The 17,236-nt window shown below is 74.1% G+C and carries 16 protein-coding genes; 11 read left to right on the top strand and 5 right to left on the bottom strand.

Annotation, left to right across the window (positions count from 1 at the left end; translation table 11 throughout):
* Positions 1-189: 189 nt before the first annotated feature.
* A complete protein-coding gene (locus ACFTWP_RS36725) occupies positions 190-2,007 on the bottom strand; it encodes a SpoIIE family protein phosphatase (protein WP_380269427.1) in 1,818 nt (605 codons plus the stop codon).
* Between the two features lie 229 nt (positions 2,008-2,236).
* On the opposite strand from ACFTWP_RS36725, the gene ACFTWP_RS36720 reads away from it, so the two are divergent.
* On the top strand, positions 2,237-2,872 hold the full coding sequence (locus tag ACFTWP_RS36720) for an O-acetyl-ADP-ribose deacetylase (protein ID WP_380269426.1): 636 nt from the start codon (positions 2,237-2,239) through the stop codon (positions 2,870-2,872).
* A 247-nt stretch (positions 2,873-3,119) separates the two neighbouring features.
* Here ACFTWP_RS36720 and ACFTWP_RS36715 read toward each other — a convergent pair whose 3' ends face one another.
* Positions 3,120-3,950: a class I SAM-dependent methyltransferase gene (locus ACFTWP_RS36715; protein ID WP_380269425.1), complete on the bottom strand. Its 831-nt coding sequence runs from the start codon at positions 3,948-3,950 to the stop codon at positions 3,120-3,122.
* Positions 3,951-4,431: 481 nt separating this feature from the next.
* On the opposite strand from ACFTWP_RS36715, the gene mshA reads away from it, so the two are divergent.
* Together mshA and ACFTWP_RS36705 are read left to right on the top strand one after the other, a co-directional pair.
* A complete protein-coding gene (mshA, locus tag ACFTWP_RS36710; RefSeq protein WP_380269424.1) occupies positions 4,432-5,796 on the top strand; it encodes a D-inositol-3-phosphate glycosyltransferase in 1,365 nt (454 codons plus the stop codon).
* Positions 5,797-5,971: 175 nt separating this feature from the next.
* The gene (locus ACFTWP_RS36705; RefSeq protein ID WP_380269423.1) at positions 5,972-6,526 is read left to right on the top strand and encodes a YbjN domain-containing protein; all 555 of its coding nucleotides are present in this window, start codon (positions 5,972-5,974) and stop codon (positions 6,524-6,526) included.
* Between the two features lie 46 nt (positions 6,527-6,572).
* Here the strand turns inward: ACFTWP_RS36705 and ACFTWP_RS36700 are convergent, their stop codons facing one another.
* A complete protein-coding gene (locus ACFTWP_RS36700; protein WP_380269422.1) occupies positions 6,573-8,027 on the bottom strand; it encodes an MDR family MFS transporter in 1,455 nt (484 codons plus the stop codon).
* 148 nt (positions 8,028-8,175) lie between these two features.
* Between ACFTWP_RS36700 and ACFTWP_RS36695 the strand changes: the two genes are divergently transcribed.
* Together ACFTWP_RS36695 and ACFTWP_RS36690 are read left to right on the top strand one after the other, a co-directional pair.
* On the top strand, positions 8,176-8,934 hold the full coding sequence (locus ACFTWP_RS36695) for a phosphoglyceromutase (protein WP_380269421.1): 759 nt from the start codon (positions 8,176-8,178) through the stop codon (positions 8,932-8,934).
* A 312-nt stretch (positions 8,935-9,246) separates the two neighbouring features.
* Positions 9,247-9,834: a lytic polysaccharide monooxygenase gene (locus tag ACFTWP_RS36690; protein ID WP_380269419.1), complete on the top strand. Its 588-nt coding sequence runs from the start codon at positions 9,247-9,249 to the stop codon at positions 9,832-9,834.
* Between the two features lie 646 nt (positions 9,835-10,480).
* Here the strand turns inward: ACFTWP_RS36690 and phoU are convergent.
* On the bottom strand, positions 10,481-11,161 hold the full coding sequence (gene phoU, locus ACFTWP_RS36685; protein ID WP_380269418.1) for a phosphate signaling complex protein PhoU: 681 nt from the start codon (positions 11,159-11,161) through the stop codon (positions 10,481-10,483).
* 302 nt (positions 11,162-11,463) lie between these two features.
* On the opposite strand from phoU, the gene ACFTWP_RS36680 reads away from it, so the two are divergent.
* Both ACFTWP_RS36680 and ACFTWP_RS36675 read left to right on the top strand, forming a co-directional pair.
* On the top strand, positions 11,464-12,747 hold the full coding sequence (locus ACFTWP_RS36680) for a sensor histidine kinase (protein WP_380269417.1): 1,284 nt from the start codon (positions 11,464-11,466) through the stop codon (positions 12,745-12,747).
* A complete protein-coding gene (locus ACFTWP_RS36675) occupies positions 12,744-13,439 on the top strand; it encodes a response regulator (protein WP_380269415.1) in 696 nt (231 codons plus the stop codon). The genes ACFTWP_RS36680 and ACFTWP_RS36675 overlap by 4 nt, the downstream gene beginning before the upstream one ends.
* A 79-nt stretch (positions 13,440-13,518) precedes the next feature.
* On the opposite strand, the gene ACFTWP_RS36670 is transcribed toward ACFTWP_RS36675, so the two are convergent.
* A complete protein-coding gene (locus tag ACFTWP_RS36670; protein WP_380269413.1) occupies positions 13,519-14,193 on the bottom strand; it encodes a DUF461 domain-containing protein in 675 nt (224 codons plus the stop codon).
* A 523-nt stretch (positions 14,194-14,716) separates the two neighbouring features.
* On the opposite strand from ACFTWP_RS36670, the gene ACFTWP_RS36665 reads away from it, so the two are divergent.
* The 4 genes from ACFTWP_RS36665 (at position 14,717) to ACFTWP_RS36650 (ending at position 17,180) form a co-directional block, all read left to right on the top strand.
* On the top strand, positions 14,717-15,199 hold the full coding sequence (locus tag ACFTWP_RS36665) for a CarD family transcriptional regulator (RefSeq protein ID WP_030244332.1): 483 nt from the start codon (positions 14,717-14,719) through the stop codon (positions 15,197-15,199).
* 162 nt (positions 15,200-15,361) lie between these two features.
* Positions 15,362-16,114, top strand: a complete 753-nt coding sequence (ispD, locus tag ACFTWP_RS36660) for a 2-C-methyl-D-erythritol 4-phosphate cytidylyltransferase (RefSeq protein ID WP_380269430.1) — start codon at positions 15,362-15,364, stop codon at positions 16,112-16,114.
* Positions 16,104-16,622: a 2-C-methyl-D-erythritol 2,4-cyclodiphosphate synthase gene (gene ispF, locus ACFTWP_RS36655; RefSeq protein ID WP_380269412.1), complete on the top strand. Its 519-nt coding sequence runs from the start codon at positions 16,104-16,106 to the stop codon at positions 16,620-16,622. Before ispD ends, ispF begins: the two co-directional genes overlap by 11 nt.
* Positions 16,623-16,784: 162 nt before the next feature.
* Complete coding sequence (locus ACFTWP_RS36650; RefSeq protein WP_380269411.1) at positions 16,785-17,180, top strand: PPOX class F420-dependent oxidoreductase; 396 nt, start codon at positions 16,785-16,787, stop codon at positions 17,178-17,180.
* Positions 17,181-17,236: the final 56 nt, after the last annotated feature.

Below are 17,236 nucleotides of genomic sequence, written 5' to 3'. Positions count from 1 at the left end.
CCGCTCCTCCGGGACGTTCGTCAGCCTCGACGCCTTCAGCGTGAGGTAGTACTCCGTCACCTCGGACCGCGGCGCCCCACGCGGGGCCGGGGGCCCCGGGGGGCCGGGGGGGCGGGGGGCCCCGGGCCGCCGGGTGCGCCCGGCGACCGCCGGGGGACGCAGTCGGGGCCCGGCCCCGGACCGGCGGCGTCAGCCCAGGATCAGCGGGGCGGGGTTGCGTTCGAGCAGCAGCACGGCGACGTCGTCCGTGAGCGCGCCGCCGTTGAGCTCCTCCACCTCGGCGATCGCGCTGTCGACCAGCCGGCCACGGGTCAGCCCCGCGGCCTGGTGGTCGCCGATCAGCTCGGCTAGCCCGTCCTGGCCCAGCCGGCGTGAGCCCGCGCCGACCCGGCCCTCGACCAGCCCGTCGGTGTAGAGCAGCAGGCGCCAGCCCGGGCGCAGTTCCAGCCGGTGGGCCGGCCAGGCGGCCTCGCAGTCGTCGCAGGGGAGCAGCCCCAGGGCGGGCCCGGCCTGGTCGGCGGGCAGCAGCTCGGGCGCGTGGTCCGGGCCGAGCAGCAACGGGACGGGGTGCCCGGCGAGGTACAGCCGGGCGTGCTCGACGGTGTCCTCGCCCGGCGCGGTCGGCGTGGCCCGGTGGGCCCCGGGGCCTCGCCCGGCCTTGGAGGGCTGCCCCACCCTGGAGACCTGCCCGGCCTTCCCGGCCCGGCCGGACTTCGCCGTTCGGTCGGTGAGTGCCGTGTCGCCACCCTGCTCGCCGCCGGGTTCGATGACCAGCATGCAGAGGGTCGCGAAGATCTCGTCGCTGCGGCGCTCGTGCTCCAGCACGTGCTGAAGCGTCGTCAGGAGTGCTTCGCCGGTGAGGCCGGCGAACACCAGGGTCCGCCACGCTATCCGCAGGGCCACGCCCAGGGCGGCCTCGTCGGGGCCGTGGCCGCAGACGTCGCCGATCACCACGTGGACGGTGCCGTCGTCGGTGCGCACGGCGTCGTAGAAGTCACCGCCGAGCAGGGCGCGGCGGCGGCCCGGGCGGTAGCGCCGGGTGAAGGCGAGCCCCGCGCCGTCGAGCAGCGGGGTGGGCAGCAGGTGCCGTTGGAGGCGGGCGTTCTCCTGTCCGCGCAGCTCGGCCTCGACCAGTCGCCGCTGCGACTCGTCGGCGCGCTTGCGCTCCACCGCGTACCGCAGGGCCCGGGCCAGGAGCGGGCCGTTGGTCTCGTGCTTGATCAGGAAGTCCTGGGCGCCGGCGGCCACCGCGGCCGCGCCGAGTTCCGCCCCGGCGGCGTCGGTGAGCACCACGACGGCGGTCTGCGGAGCCCGCTGCAGCAGCTCGCGCAGCCCGTCCAGGCCCGAGGCAGGGGTCGGACCCGGCCGGCCCGCCGGTCCGTCGCCGGCCGTGGGCTCGGCGGGGTGCGGGCCGGTGGAGGGACGCTCGCCGAGGGTGGGGGCGGCGGTGGGGGCGCCGGGCGCCGCGAGGTCGAGGAGCACGCAGCCGAAGTCGGTGGCGCGCGCACGGGTCCGCCGGGCCCAGGAGGGCGCGGGGGTGAGCAGATCGACGGCGTGGTCCAGGCCCCGGGCCCAGTGGATCTCGATGGACGCGCCGCTGCCGGCCACGGCTGCCTTGATCAACTCGGCGTCGGAGGCGTCGTCCTCGATCACCAGCACCTTGAGGGGCGCGGCTTCGACGGGGGGCGTGCCGGTGGTGGACGCGGTGCCGTCCGCGGGCACGGCGGCCCTGCGCGCCTCGGGTGCATTCGCGCCGGCCGGGCCCGCACGGGTCGCGTCCGGGTGCGCGGTGTCCGGGCGCGCCGCGTCCGGGTGGGCCCTGTCCGGGCGGGTCGGACCCGGCGCGGGAGTGGCGCGCGGATGCGGTATCGGGGCGGTGGCCAGCGCGGCGGTGGCCGGTCGCTCCTCGCGGACCGTCCGGTTGAGGGCACGCCCGTCGTGGGCGCCGGCCAGGGCGCCCGGCAGGTCACCGGCGCCAGGTGCCCGCCCGTCTCCCGTTGCGGGCATCGGTCGATCCTCCCTTTCCCCGACTGGGCAACGGTCAGCGTCCGTGCGCAGTGCCCGCCTGGCACCGCGTGTCGGGGAACTTCTCGCGACCATAACGTGATCTCCGGGGATTTCTGTGGCTCGTCGGTCTGGGTGTGGTTATCGCCACGCAGGTGCGGGCGCGGCTGAGTAGCGTCGAAGGCGTGGGCGGCCCGGCGAATCCGGGCCCTGGACGGAGGGCGGTGCGGCGATGCGGATCACGCTGGTCGAGGGTGACATCACGGAACAGCAGGTGGACGTGGTGGTGAACGCCGCGAACTCCTCCCTTCTGGGTGGCGGCGGGGTGGACGGAGCCATCCACCGCAGGGGCGGCCCCGAGATCCTGGCGGAGTGCCGCGCACTGCGGGCCTCCCACTACGGCCGGGGGCTGGGGACCGGTAGGGCGGTGGCGACGACGGCCGGCCGGCTGCCGGCCCGCTGGGTGGTGCACACGGTGGGGCCGGTGTACCGGGCGGAGGACTACGAACGGCGGGCTGAGCTGCTGGCCTCCTGCTATCGGGAGTCGCTGGCGGTGGCGGTGGGGCTGGGTGCTCGGACGGTGGCGTTCCCGGCCGTCTCGGCCGGGGTGTACGGCTGGCCGCTGGACGACGCGGCGCGGATCGCGCTCACCACGGTGGCGGAAGCCGGGGTCGGGTCGGTGACGGACACGCCGGACACGGGGGACGGGGCGATCACCGCCCCGGAGCCGGGGCCGGTGTCGGACTCGGTGTCCAGGACGGAGCCCGCGGTGGGTTCGGTTCCGGAGGAGGTGCGGTTCGTGCTGTTCGGGGCGGAGTCGTACGCCGCCTTCGAGCGGGCGTTGCGGGCGCTGGAGCAGTGGGACTGACGTCGGGTCAGGGTCGGAGCGGAAGCGGTCGGGCGGGTGGCGGCGAGGGGCCGATGGCGGCCCCGGCCGGCTGGACCCATGGTGGCGTGACGGGACGTCAACACGCCAGAGTTATTCGATAACTCGTTCGAGTGAATCCCCGCGTTCGCTCACCAGCACCCGAACGGGGCCGGACGTCGACCGCTCCCGGGCGGCGCCCACCGTGCCCGGATCTCGCCCGCCCCGCCCGGGCCGACCCCGGCCGCGCCTACGGCGCCAGCGCCGCCCAGGGCACGGTGACCTCGCCCTGCCGCCACCGGCCCCGCGCGTCGACCAGCGGCCAGTCGCCGCTCAGCGCCGTGCACGCCGCCACCCACCGCTGCCGGGCGCCGAACGCCCCGTACGGCGCCGCCGCGGCCCAGGCCCGGTCGAAGTCCGCCAGGAAGCCGTGCACCTGCCGGCCGGGCACGTTGTGGTGGATCAGGGCTTTCGGGAGCCGTTCTGCCAGGTCGGACGGCTGCCCGAGGCCGCCGAGGCGGGCGGCGAAGGTGACGGTCCGAGGGCCCTCGGGGCCGATCGCGACCCAGACGTGCCGCCGCCCGATCTCGTCGCAGGTCCCCTCGACCAGGAGTCCGTCGGGCGCGAGCCGGCCCCGGAGCCGGTCCCAGACGGCGGCCACGGCGGACTCCTCGTACTGCCGCAGCACGTTCGCCGCCCTGATCAGCTGGGCCGGCGCGGCGCCGTCGAGCGGGACCTCGAAGCCCCCGCGCCGGAAGGTCAGCAGCGGCGGCAGCGCGTGGGGGAGGGCCGCGGCGACGCGCTCCGGCTCGATCTCGATCCCCACCACCCGGACGTCCGGTCGAACCGCGCGGAGCCGGGCGGACAGCTCCACCGCCGTCCACGGCGCGGCTCCGTAACCGAGGTCGACGGCGATCGGCGGCCGCCCGGCCGCGCGCAGCGCCGGGCCGAGCGTGTGGGCGATCCAGCGGTCCATCCGTCGCAGCCGGTTGGTGTTGGTGGTGCCACGGGTCACCGTGCCCACCGGTCGGGCCGCCCGGCCGCGGGCAGTCGGGGGCGCTGGGTCGAAGGAAGCGGCCATCCCAGCAGGGTACGCGGCGGCCCCGTGCGGATCTTGCGGGGCGGGACGGGAATGCGGATCGAGGGTCCGGTGGTTGGCACACTGGTGGCGACGTGTGTCCGACCGGCCCTGCGGTCGGCAGACGCCGCCGAACGGTGTGCGCCCACGGTTGCCGACGGGCGGACGACCGAGCGGTGGCCCCCGTCACACCGGGGGCGATCCGGCGGGGGGAGAGCCGCAACGGCGCGGCACACCGCGGCAGCGTCGCCGCGGCAGGGACGGCCCGACAGCAGTACGGCCCGACAGCAGTACGGCCGGGGCGTCACCACAGCCGGGGCATCCGGTCGCGGCCCAGGTCCGGGGCACACGTCCAGGGCGGCGGCACGGCCGGGCACTACCACGGCCGGGCAGTACCACGGCCGGGCCGGCAGCGGCCCGGGGCAGCAGTACCGCAGGAAAGCAGTAGCAGGCAATCGGGGAGCACAGAGGAGGCTTCAACCAGGTGATCCAGCACCCCGTCCGTTCGGTCCGCCGTGTCCCGGGGCGGCCCAGTCGTCGCCGGCTCCAGACGCTGGTCGGCGGCAGGTCCCGCGGGCCGCGCCGGATAGCCATGCTGAGCGTCCACACCTCGCCGCTGCACCAGCCGGGTACCGGCGACGCGGGCGGGATGAACGTCTACATCGTCGAGCTGGCCAAGCGCCTCGCCGAGCTCAACATCGAGGTCGAGGTGTTCACCCGGGCGATCTGCTCGGACGACGAGCCCACGGTGGAGCTGGCCCCGGGCGTGCTGGTCCGGCACGTCACCGCCGGGCCGTACGAGGGCCTGCTCAAGGAGGACCTCCCGGCGCAGCTCTGTGCCTTCACCCACGGCGTCCTGCGCACCGAGGCCGGCCACCGCCCCGGGCACTACGACCTGGTCCACTCGCACTACTGGCTCTCCGGCCAGGTCGGCTGGCTGGCCGCGCAGCGCTGGGGCGTGCCGCTGGTGCACACCATGCACACCATGGCCAAGGTCAAGAACGCCGCGCTGGCCGAGGGCGACAGCCCCGAGCCGCCGGCCCGGGTGATCGGCGAGACGCAGGTGGTGGAGGCCGCCGACCGGCTGATCGCCAACACCGCCGAGGAGGCGGCCGAGCTCTCCCGGCACTACTCCGCGCGCCCCGACCAACTCGCGGTCGTCCACCCGGGCGTCAACCTCGACGTCTTCCGGCCGGGGGACCAGCGCTCCGCCAGGTCCCGGCTCGGCCTCCCGCAGGACGCCGCGGTGCTGCTCTTCGCGGGCCGGATCCAGCCCCTGAAGGCGCCGGACGTCCTGCTGCAGGCGGTGGCGGTGCTGCTCGACCGGGAGCCGCGGCTGCGGGAGCGCCTGGTCGTCCCGGTGGTCGGCGGCCCCTCCGGCTCCGGGCTCGCCAAGCCGGAGAGCCTGCACAAGCTCGCCGCCCAGCTCGGCATCGGCGACGTGGTGCGGTTCCACCCGCCGGTCGGGCAGGACCGCCTCGCCGACTGGTACCGCGCTGCGACGGCCCTGGTGATGCCCTCGTACAGCGAGTCCTTCGGCCTGGTCGCCCTGGAGGCGCAGGCCTGCGGCACCCCGGTGGTCGCGGCCGCCGTCGGCGGCCTGCCGGTCGCCGTCCGCGACGGTGTCACGGGCACCCTGGTGGCCGGGCACGACCCGCAGGACTGGGCCCGGGCGCTCGCGGCCTACGCCACCGAGCCGGACATGGTGGGCCGCCAGGGCCGCGCCGCCGCCCGGCACGCCGCCGAGTTCGGCTGGGGCACGGCCGCCGCCGCCACCGCGGAGGTGTACGCGGACACGCTGGTGCGCCCCTCGGGCCGTCTCACCGGCTCCCGCCTGCGGCTGGCCTGAGCACTCTCGCCCGGGGCCGGGGCGCACCGCCCCGTCCCCGGGCCGGCCGCGCCCCGGCACCGAGGACCCCCGGCTCCGACGGGTGCGGCCGGACCGCACGAGTGGCCCCCGGGCGACCGCGCCGTCGTGCGCCCGCTGCTGCGCGGGGCCGGTACCGCCGAGTAACGTCACTCCCATGGCAATCCGCACCAAGGACGAGGCCCTGACCCTCCTGCGTTCCGCCCTGGACGAAGCCGGGGTGGCCTGGGAGCCCGCCGCCACCGACCCGTTCACGCTGGTGGCGGCGCTGCCGGGGACGCGCAAGCTGAGCACCGCCTGCGCCCTGCGGGTCGGGGACCACACGCTGTCCGTGAACGCGTTCGTGATCCGCCGGCCCGACGAGAACCACGAGGGCGTCTACCGCTGGCTGCTGGAGCGCAACACCCGGCTGTACGGCGTCGCGTACGCCATCGACGCCCTCGGGGACGTCTACCTCGCGGGCCGGCTGCCGCTGGAGGCGCTGACCACGGACTCGGTGGACCGGCTGCTCGGCACGGTGCTGCAGAACGCGGACGAGCCCTTCAACACCCTGCTCGAACTCGGTTTCGCCTCCGCGATCCGGCGCGAGTGGGAGTGGCGCACCAAGCGGGGCGAGTCCACCCGCAACCTGGACGCCTTCGCCCACCTGGCCGGGCCCGTCCACAACGGCCCGGTGCCCGTCGAGGACGCTCCGGCCCCGGCTGGCGACTGATCCCCACGGGCGGCCGATCCCGGCGGGCGATCGATCTCGGCCGGCCTCAGTCGCGCGCCACCCTGGCCGCGCCGGCACCGTCCGCCGCGACGGCACTGCCCACCGCGACGGCACGGTTCGCCGCGCCGGCACCGTCCAACGCGGGCGCGTCCGGGAGACCGTCCGCGGCGAGGCCGGGCGCGACGTCGGGCCGCTTCGACGGCGCCGGGACGGCCCCGGTCGGAGCCGGCAGCGCCCGTGCCGGGGAGGTCCACCGGCCGAGCGCCAGGTAGCCGGCCGCGGCGAGCGTCCCGCAGAGCGCGCAGGCGCCCCAGACCGCGCCACCGCCCGCGTGCTGGAGCAGCAGGCCTCCCACCGCGGGGCCGAGGAAGGACGCCAGCGACCAGGAGAGCGAGTAGACGCCCTGGTAGCGGCCGCGGGCGTGGGCCGGGGAGAGTTCGGCCACCAGGCCCATCATGGTCGGCGCGTTCATGATCTCGCCGATCGTCCAGACGGCGACGGTGACCGCGAAGAACATCGCCGAGGAGCCGGCCAGCGCCGTGAGGCCGAAGCCCCAGCCGGTCAGCAGCGCGCTGGCGACCAGCAGCGCCGTCCGGTTGCGGCCCTCCATCAGCCGGGTCACCGGAATCTGGAGCAGCACGATGAGCAGGCCGTTGAGGCCGATCACCAGCCCGTACCCGGAGGCGGAGATGCCCGCCTGGCCCATGTCGACGGCCAGCGTGGTGCTGCCCTGCTGGGCGACCAGCGCGAGCAGCAGGGTGAGCCCGACCACCGTCATGAAGCGGCCGTCCCGGAAGACGGTGCCCAGGCCGACCGTGTGAGCGCCGGCCGTTCCGCCGACCGTGCCGGGACGGGCGGCGTCCGCCCCGGCGGCCGACCCCTCGTGCGGTGCGGCCGGCGCCTCGGGCCTGGTCTCCGGGATCCGCACGAAGATGATCACGGCGCAGAGCAGGGTGGAGAGCGCGTCCAGCAGGAAGAGCGTGAGGTAGCCGTGGGTGGCGATCAGGCCGGCCGCGGCGGCGGAGACCCCGAAGCCGATGTTGATCGCCCAGTAGTTCAGCGAGTAGGCGCGGACCCGGTCCTCGGCGGGCACCAGGTCCGCGATCATCGCGGAGACGGCGGGCCGGGAGGCGTTGTTGAAGAGGCCGACCAGGAAGGCGACGACGGCGATCGCCACCGGGCCGTCCGAGAAACCGAGCACCGCCGTGAAGACGGCCGTCCCGAGCTGGGCGGTGACCAGGGTGGGACGCCGGCCCACCCGGTCCGCCAGCACCCCGGCGCCGAGGGCCGCGACGGCCGAGCCGAGTCCGAAGAGCGAGGCGACCAGCCCGGCGTAGGAGGCCGAGTAGCCGCGGTCGGCGGTCAGGTAGAGGGCCAGGAAGGTGACCACGAAACCGCCGAGCCGGTTGACCAGCGTCGAGGTCCAGAGCCACCAGAACTGTCGGGGGAGGCCACCCGTCGTCTCGCTCGCGATTCTGCTGATACGGGCGGGGACGGGCATGGCGGGACTCCCGGACGACAGGTATCGCGGTGAGCGGTACGGGGTGGACCGGACACCGGGACAGTAAGTGGCGCGTGCGATGCGCACACATTACACAGCAGCCCTGGCCCCTGCCAGGCCTTAAATCGCCTCCACTAAGCTGGGGGCCATGGCTGATACGACCTACCGACTGATCCTGCTCCGCCACGGCGAGAGCCAGTGGAACCAGAAGAACCTGTTCACCGGTTGGGTCGACGTCGACCTCAACGAGAAGGGCGAGAAGGAGGCCGCCCGTGGTGGCGAGCTGCTCGCCGCCGAGGGTTTCCTCCCGGACGTGCTGCACACCTCGCTGCTGCGCCGCGCCATCCGCACCTCGCAGATCGCGCTCGACAAGGCCGAGCGGCACTGGATCCCGGTCAGCCGCAGCTGGCGGCTGAACGAGCGCCACTACGGTGCGCTGCAGGGCAAGGACAAGGCCCAGACCCTGGCCGAGTTCGGCGAGGAGCAGTTCCAGCTCTGGCGCCGTTCGTACGACACCCCGCCGCCGGTGCTGGCCGACGACAACGAGTACTCGCAGGCCGGTGACGCCCGCTACGCGGAGATCCCGAGCGAGCTGCGTCCGCGCACCGAGTGCCTCAAGGACGTCGTCGACCGGATGCTGCCGTACTGGTACGACGCGATCGTCCCGGACCTCGCCGCCGGCAGGACCGTGCTGGTCACCGCCCACGGCAACAGCCTGCGCGCGCTGGTCAAGCACCTCGACGGCATCTCCGACGAGGACATCGCCGGCCTGAACATCCCCACCGGGATCCCGCTGGTGTACGAGCTCGACGCCGACTTCAAGCCCGTCACCAAGGGTGGCCGCTACCTCGACGCCGACGCCGCGGCCGCCGCCATCGAGGCCGTGAAGAACCAGGGCAAGAAGTAACCCCTCACGTGATCAGGCCCCCCATCGGCGAGTGCTCGCCGGTGGGGGGCCTTCGACGTTCCGCGGGCCGTCCGCTCCGGGGAGCGCGGGCCGGGGGGCGCGGGCATGCGCGCTCATCTTCCGTGCGGACGGCCGGTGGTGACCGGGAGTCAACGGCCGGTGGCCAAAATGGTTCAGACCATTGACGGGTCGAGCCCCCGGCTTCTAGCGTGGGGGTACTGGCCTGGCGCAGGCATGCCAACGATCGCTGTCGGCCGCTCCCCACACGCGGCCTGTGTCCGGCGTGTTCATCCACCCCCACGGAGGAGCACCATGCGCAAACGTCATGTTCTCGCGGCGACCCTGGCGGCCGCCGCCGTCCCGCTGGGTCTCGCGTTCCCCGCCCAGTCGCACGGCTACATCTCCACCCCGCCCAGCCGCGCCGCCCTGTGCGCCGCCGGCACCGTCACCGGCTGCGGTGACATCCAGTGGGAGCCGCAGAGCGTCGAGGGCCCGAAGGGGTTCCCCTCGGGCGGCCCCTCCGACGGCACCATCTGCGCCGGCGGCAACTCGCGCTTCGCCCAGCTGGACGCCCCCCGCAACGGCAACTGGCCCAGCACCAAGGTGACGGCGGGGCAGAAGCTCACCTTCACCTGGAAGTTCACCGCGCGGCACGCCACCACGTCGTTCCGCTACTTCCTGACCAAGGCCGGCTACAACGCCACCCAGCCGGTGACCCGGGCCAACCTGGACCTCACGCCGTTCCTCACCGTGCCCTACAACGGCGCCCAGCCGCCCACCACGCTCAGCCACACGGCGACCCTGCCCGCCAACCGCACCGGGCACCAGGTCGTCGTCGCGGTCTGGGAGATCGCCGACACCGGCAACGCCTTCTACTCCTGCACCGACCTCACCTTCTGAACGGTCCGGAGCAGTCCTGAACGGACCCCGAACGGTCCGCGGCTGCGGACCCCGCCCTGAGCACGACCACGACGTGCTCCTGAAGCTGTCCCGGGCCTGGTCCTGAGCCTGCCCGGGCAGAGTCGGCCGGCCGAGTGCCCCGCGTGTGGCGGTGGCACCCGGCCGGCCGATGGTCGTCTCCGCCGGTGACCGTCCGGCCCGTACCGGGCGTCGGTCGCCCGTCGGCGGGCGGTGGTCCGTGGGTGTCGGTGGTTCCCGCGCCGGTGGTCCGCCGCGGGCGGGGTGCTGCCGGGGAGCGGGCGGCCGGGTGGGTCAGTGCCCGCCGCAGCATCCGCCGCTGGCGCCGCCGCACTGGCACGGCGCGCCGCTCTGGCAACCGCAGCCGCAACCGGGGCCGCACCCGCAGCCGGCGGCGAGGACGGGCAGCAGTCGGGGGGCGGGGGATTCGGTCGGACGGGTCGGCGGGGCGGGCCGGACGGGGGTTGCCTTCATGGCGCTGGACCCTCCTTGTGACGGGCACGCTTCCGTGCCTACACCTTCGAGTGAAGCGTCGCGCCGGAGGAGCGTCAACGGGCGCGCGGGGGTGGAGGGCCGGGCGAGCCGTGCTCCTCCACCCCCGCGGTGCGCAGGTTTAGGCCGGTCGGCCTTACTCCGCGCCCGCCCCGTCGGTCGAGGCGACGAACTCGTCCACGTGCTCGCCGGTCACCAGGTAGACGACCCGCTTGGCGACCGAGACCGCGTGGTCGGCGAAGCGCTCGTAGTACCGGCCGACCAGGGTGACGTCCACGCCGGTCTCGATGCCGTGCTGCCAGCGGTCGTCGATCAGGTGGGCGAAGAGCTCGCGGTGCAGGGCGTCGATGGCGTCGTCGTCCCGCTCCAGCTCCAGCGCCGCGTCCACGTCCTTGGTGGCGATCACCAGGCCGGCCTTGGCCACCAGGCGCTGGGCGAGCTGGCCCATCTCCAGGACGATCGGGTGCAGGTCGTTCGGCACCGCCGAGGCGGGGTAGCGCAGCCGGGCGACCTTGGCGACGTGCCGGGCCAGGTCGCCGCAACGCTCCAGGTCGGCGCTCATCCGCAGCGAGGTGACCACGATCCGCAGATCGGTGGCCACCGGCTGCTGGCGGGCGAGCAGGTCGATCGCCCGGTTCTCCAGATCGTGGTGGAGGGCGTTGACCTTCTCGTCGGCGGCGATCACGCTCTCCGCGAGCGCCAGGTCCGCGTCCAGTAGCGCGGTGGTGGCGCGGCCCATGGCCGAACCGACCAGCCGGGCCATCTCGACCAGACTGTCGCCGATCGAGTCGAGTTCCTCGTGGTACGCGTCGCGCATGCTCTCTCCTCAGAAGCTGTGTCGGTGGCGGTGCCGACCGGTCGCCCCGCAGTCCGGGGACTGGCGGGACGGCCGCTGCTGGTGGCGCGAATCGTACGCGCGCACCAGGGGCGGCGTGCGGGAGTCCGCTGCCGCCGCCCCGTCCCACACGGGCCGTGCGACCACAGTGGGCCGTCCGGGCGACGATGCCCGCGCCAGACAGTGAATCGGCGGCTACCTGAAGGTGAATTCTCGGCAACGTCACGTCGATCCCTTGATCGGACCCCGGGGGAGGCCCGCCGGGATGCGCTTACGCTGGCCACATGGACGTGAATGTGGCCGCCGCCGCTGCCTGCGCCATAGCCGGGCTCGGCGTCGGCCTCACGGCCGCCATCGCCTTCCGTTGGAGCGAACGCGAACAGGCCCGCGACCGGTACGGCAGCAGCGGCAAGAACGCGAACGGCACCACCGGCACCCAGGAGTCCCCGCTGCCTCCCGGCGTGGACACGGTGCTGTCGGTGCTGCGCTCCTGCGCGATCGTGCTCGGGGACGGCGACGAGGTGGTCAAGGCGAGCTCCGCCGCCTACGCGATGGGTCTGGTCAGAGGCGGCGCGGTGGCCGTGGACCAGATGCTCTCGCTCGCCCGGGCGACCCGCCGCGACGGCGAGATCCGCCAGGCGGAGCTGGAGCTGCCGCGCCCCGGCGTGGCCCGCGCGGCCGATCCGCTGGCGGTGTCGGTCCGGGTCGCGCCACTGGGCTCCCGGCTGGTCCTGGTGCTGGTGGAGGACCTCACCGAGCGCCGCCGGGTGGAGGCCGTCCGCCGCGACTTCGTCGCGAACGTCAGCCACGAGCTCAAGACCCCGGTCGGCGCCCTGTCGCTGCTCTCGGAGGCGGTCGCCGACGCGTCCGACGATCCGGAGGCGGTGCAGCGCTTCGCCGGCCGGATGCAGATCGAGGCGACCAGGCTGGCCAGCCTGGTCCAGGAGATCATCGACCTCTCGCGGGTCCAGGACGACCGGTTGATGGTCGACCCGGAGCCGGTCCCGGTGGACGAGCTGATCGCCGAGGCGATCGACCGCTGCCGGCAGCAGGCCGCCGCCAAGCAGATCCACATAGCGGCCGGCGGCATCGCCGGGCTGTACCTGCACGGCAACCGCGGCCAGCTGGCCGCCGCGCTGGGCAACCTGGTCGAGAACGCGGTCAACTACAGCCCGCCCCGGACCAGGGTGGCCATCGCCACCCGCCGGATCTCCAGCGCCGCGGCGCTCGGCGAGGCGGACGGCGAGCTGATCGAGATCTCGGTGACCGACCAGGGCATCGGCATCTCCGAGAAGGACCGCGAGCGGGTCTTCGAACGCTTCTACCGGGTGGACCCGGCCCGTTCCCGCCAGACCGGCGGAACCGGCCTCGGCCTCTCCATCGTCAAGCACGTTGCCGCCTCCCACGGCGGCACCGTCTCGGTCTGGAGCGTCGAGGGCCAGGGATCCACCTTCACCGTACGGCTGCCCGCCGGGCAGGCCCCCACGGACGGCACGCCCCCCGGCGGGCCGTCCGCCCACCCCCTGTCATCCACATCCCCCCAGCTTGCCCCGGAGGCCCGAAAGTGACCCGAGTACTGGTGGTCGAGGACGAGGAGTCGTTCAGCGACGCCCTGTCGTACATGCTCCGCAAGGAGGGCTTCGAGGTGGCCATCGCCGCCACCGGCCCCGACGCCCTGGAGCAGTTCGAACGCAACGGCGCCGATCTGGTCCTGCTCGACCTGATGCTCCCGGGCCTGCCCGGCACCGAGGTCTGCCGCCAGCTCCGGGTGCGTTCCAACGTGCCGGTGATCATGGTGACCGCCAAGGACAGCGAGATCGACAAGGTGGTCGGCCTGGAGATAGGGGCGGACGACTACGTCACCAAGCCGTACTCGACCCGCGAGCTGGTCGCCCGGATCCGCGCGGTGCTCCGCCGCCGGGGCGAGGACGGCGGTCCGGGTGCGGACGGCGGCGGCCCCGGCGCGCTGGAGGCCGGCCCGGTCCGGATGGACGTCGACCGCCACGTGGTGACGGTGGACGGCGGCAAGGTCGACCTGCCGCTCAAGGAGTTCGACCTGCTGGAGATGCTGCTGCGCAACGCGGGCCGGGTGCTGACCCGGATGCAGCTGATCGACCGGGTCTGGGGCGCGGACTACGTCGGCGACACCAAGACCCTGGACGTGCACGTGAAGCGCCTGCGGGCCAAGATCGAGCCGGACCCGGGCGCCCCGCGCTACCTGGTGACGGTCCGCGGCCTCGGCTACAAGTTCGAGCCGTAGACCGCGACCGCGTGACCTTCGGGCCGACGGCCCCCGCCCCCGTGAGGGGACGGGGGCCGTCGTACTGCCGCGGGGGTGCTCAGTGCGCGGCGGCGATCGGGCTGCCCGAGGGATTGGGCGAGGTGGAGCCGGTGGGCTTCGCGCCGGCCGCGGCCGTGGCCGACGCCGCGGGCGAGGCGGTGGGGCTGCCCGAGGCGGACGGGGAGGCGGTGGCCGACGGGGACGCCGAGGCGGAGGGCGCGGCGCTCGGGCCGAAGCCCTTGTAGTAGCCGAGGTCGGGGTTGACCGAGGCCTGGGTCTCGGCCGTGCCCGCGCCCTCGAAGGCGAAGGTGGCCGGCACGAAGCCGCCGACCTGCACGGTGACCGAGGACACCTGGGCCGAGGGCTGGCCGGGGCCGCCGAGCAGGACCGCCGCGCCGGGCGCGATCACGAGTTCCTTGACGGAGGCGCCGGTCGCGTCGCTGAGGTTCGCGGTGGTGCCGGCGACGGTGACGTTCTGCAGCTTCGCGGGCGCGCTGCCGGTGTTGCTGATGTTGACCGTCACGTTGGCCGGTCCGGTGTGCTCGCCCGAGGACTCGACCCCGGTGACGACCACGACGTTGTTCAGCGTGAGGTTGTCGCCGAGGTCCACCGCGGCGCTGTCCGGCTTGACCTCCAGCGTCTCCGCGTTGTTGCCGGCCGCACAGGCGGACAGCGAGGCGATGGCGATGGCGGCGATGGCGGCGAGACTGCCGCGTCGAAGGCTGCGGCTCACGGCGGCGGCTTCTCCTTGGTGACGTTTCGGATGGTCAGGGCTCAGGTTACCGACCGCTGTTATCGGCTCCTCACGGGGTGGCCCCGTGTCGCGGGCCGAGTGCCGGACGTGCCGTCCGCGGTGGCGGACGGGGCGGAGGGGTGAATGTGCCGCCGTCCCATGACAGCACGAGTGGTGCACGCACGCCCCCGGGTGCCCCCGCGCGCCGCGCCCGGGCATTCGCCGTCCACGAACCAGGCCCCGGCCCGGGCGGCCGCCACCGACCAGGATCGGATCACGATCCGGAAACGGCGGGATAAAGAGCAAAAACTCAAGATCCAATCATGGTTTCGCGAGTGTTGCAGCATGTTTCACTCGGCGCCGGAACCGCCTCCGACCTGCGGGAAGCCCCCGCCGGCGACCGGTCGCAGCACGTCATGGGGGTGCTTGTCAAGCCCCGAGACCGGCCCTGACCTGCGAAAACGCCCTTCGGGTGCGCCGAAAAGCGTGTTATTCTGGAAAGCCACGGAAGGGGTCCTGTCACATGACGTTCAAGGTTGGCGACACGGTGGTCTACCCCCATCACGGGGCTGCGCTGATCGAGGCCATCGAAATTCGCCAGATCAAAGGTGTGGACAAGACCTACCTGGTGCTGAAGGTTCAGCAGGGAGACCTGACGCTGCGCGTGCCCGCCGAGAACGCGGAGTTCGTCGGCGTGCGTGATGTGGTCGGCCAGGAGGGTCTGGACCGGGTCTTCGAGGTGCTTCGCGCACCGTACACCGAAGAGCCGACCAACTGGTCCCGCCGCTACAAGGCGAACCTCGAAAAGCTCGCCTCGGGCGACGTTATCAAGGTCGCCGAGGTTGTGCGCGACCTTTGGCGTCGCGAGCGCGAGCGCGGTCTGTCGGCCGGCGAGAAGCGCATGCTCGCCAAGGCGCGCCAGATTCTGGTCAGCGAGCTCGCGCTGGCCGAGAACACCAACGAGGACAAGGCGGAGACGCTGCTCGACGAGGTGTTGGCCTCGTAGTTCCGCGTTCCACGTTCACAGCGCCCGATGCCGGCGCGCCGCTCAGGGTGCACACGCTCCCCGATGTGGTGCAGTGGCACTTCGGGCGCTGAGGCGTGTCCGGAAGGGGTCGCGTCCGTTGTGCACGCCATGGCCATACCCACTTCTCCGAAGGAGTGAAACCTGAACGCCGCACCAGCAGTCGCAGCAGCAGTGGTGCCCGCCGCCGGCCGCGGGGAGCGACTGGGGCCCGGAGCCCCCAAAGCCCTGCGGGAGCTCGGCGGCGTCCCGCTGCTCGTGCACGCCGTCCGCGCCCTGGCGCGCAGTCGCGCGGTCGGCCTGGTCGTGGTCGCCGCGCCGCCCGACGGGGTGGCGGAGGTGGTCGCCCTGCTCGCCGGCCACGGACTGGACACCGCGGACGTCCGGGTGGTGGCCGGCGGCGCGACCCGCCAGGAGTCGGTGCGGCTCGGGCTCGCGGTGATCCCGGCCGAGGTCGACGTCGTGCTGGTGCACGACGCGGCCCGCCCGCTCGTCCCGGTCGAGGTGGTGGACGCCGTGGCGGCCGCCGTTCGCGGCGGGGCGCAGGCCGTGGTGCCCGCGGTCCCGCTCGCCGACACCGTCAAGCGGGTCGAGCCGCAGGCCGGCGGCGGGCCCGAGCCGGTGCTCGACACCCCCGACCGCGCCACCCTGCGCGCGGTGCAGACCCCCCAGGGTTTCCGTCGCGAGGTGCTCGCCGAGGTGCACGCCAAGGCGCTGGCCGAGGAGGCCGGCGGCGGGCTGCCGCCGGTCACCGACGACGCCGGCCTGGTCGAGCGCTACGGCGGCCGGGTGGTCGTGGTGCCCGGCCACGAGGAGGCCTTCAAGGTGACCCGCCCGCTGGACCTCGTGCTCGCCGAGGCCGTACTCGCCCGACGGAGGGCCTCCGATGGCTTCTGAGCCGCAGACCGCCCCGCTCCCGCTGATCCCCAGGGTCGGCATCGGCACCGACGTGCACGCCTTCGAGGCGGGCCGGCCGCTGCGGGTGGCCGGTCTGGACTGGCCCGGCGCCGAGTTCGGCCTGGCCGGACACTCGGACGCGGACGTCGCCGCGCACGCGGCCTGCGACGCGCTCTTCTCGGCCGCCGGGATCGGCGACCTGGGCGCGCACTTCGGCACCGACCGTCCGGAGTGGTCCGGCGCGTCCGGGGTGACGCTGCTCGGCGAGGCGGCCCGGCTGGTGCGGGCGGCCGGGTACGAGATCGGGAACGTCTCGGTCCAGGTGATCGGGGTCCGCCCGAAGATCGGCAAGCGCCGGGCCGAGGCGCAGGAGGCCCTGTCCGCGGCGGTCGGCGCGCCGGTCTCGGTCTCCGGCACCACGACCGACGGCCTCGGGCTGACCGGGCGGGCGGAGGGGTTGGCGGCGATCGCCACCGCACTGGTCTACCGGCTGCCCGTTCACCCGTAGGAGTGAATGTCCCCGGAGGCGAACAATCCGGGAATGGGCCGGAAGTGACGGGTGTTCAGCGATGGTGACCGTGGTGCCCGGCCCCTGGGGCCGCCGCGCCGTGGTCGGCGCACTTCGTCAACCTTCGGCCCCGACGGCCGAGCGAACGAGAAGAAGAGGCTCATGGCGGCACAACTCTCCGACCGCGCGAAGGCACTGATCGACGGCAAGGCGTTCGCGGTGATCGCCACCGTCCAGCCCGACGGCAGCCCGCAGGCGTCCGTCGTCTGGATCAAGCGGGACGGCGACGACCTGCTCTTCTCCACGGTGGAGGGGCGCCGCAAGCACCTCAACCTGCTGAAGGACCCGCGGATCTCGGTGGTGATCTACCCGACCGACGACCCCTACGCCTACGTGGAGGTCCGCGGCGAGGTCTCGTTCACCCGGGAGGGCGGGCGGGAGCTGATCGACGAGCTGGAGCTCAAGTACCGCGGCAACGAGACCTACGACTTCGACGGCCCCGACGACGTCCGCGTCGTGGTCCGCCTGACCCCCCGCAAGGTGGTCGGGAACCTCTGAGCGGAGGGGCCCCCTCCGCCCGGCCACATCCGGGGAACGACCCCGCGGCAGCATTG

The organism is Kitasatospora sp. NPDC057015, assembly GCF_042673745.1.
Lineage (GTDB): Bacteria > Actinomycetota > Actinomycetes > Streptomycetales > Streptomycetaceae > Kitasatospora.
The sequence above is the reverse complement of the archived record's forward strand: the minus strand, read 5'-3'. Positions and strand labels throughout refer to the sequence as shown.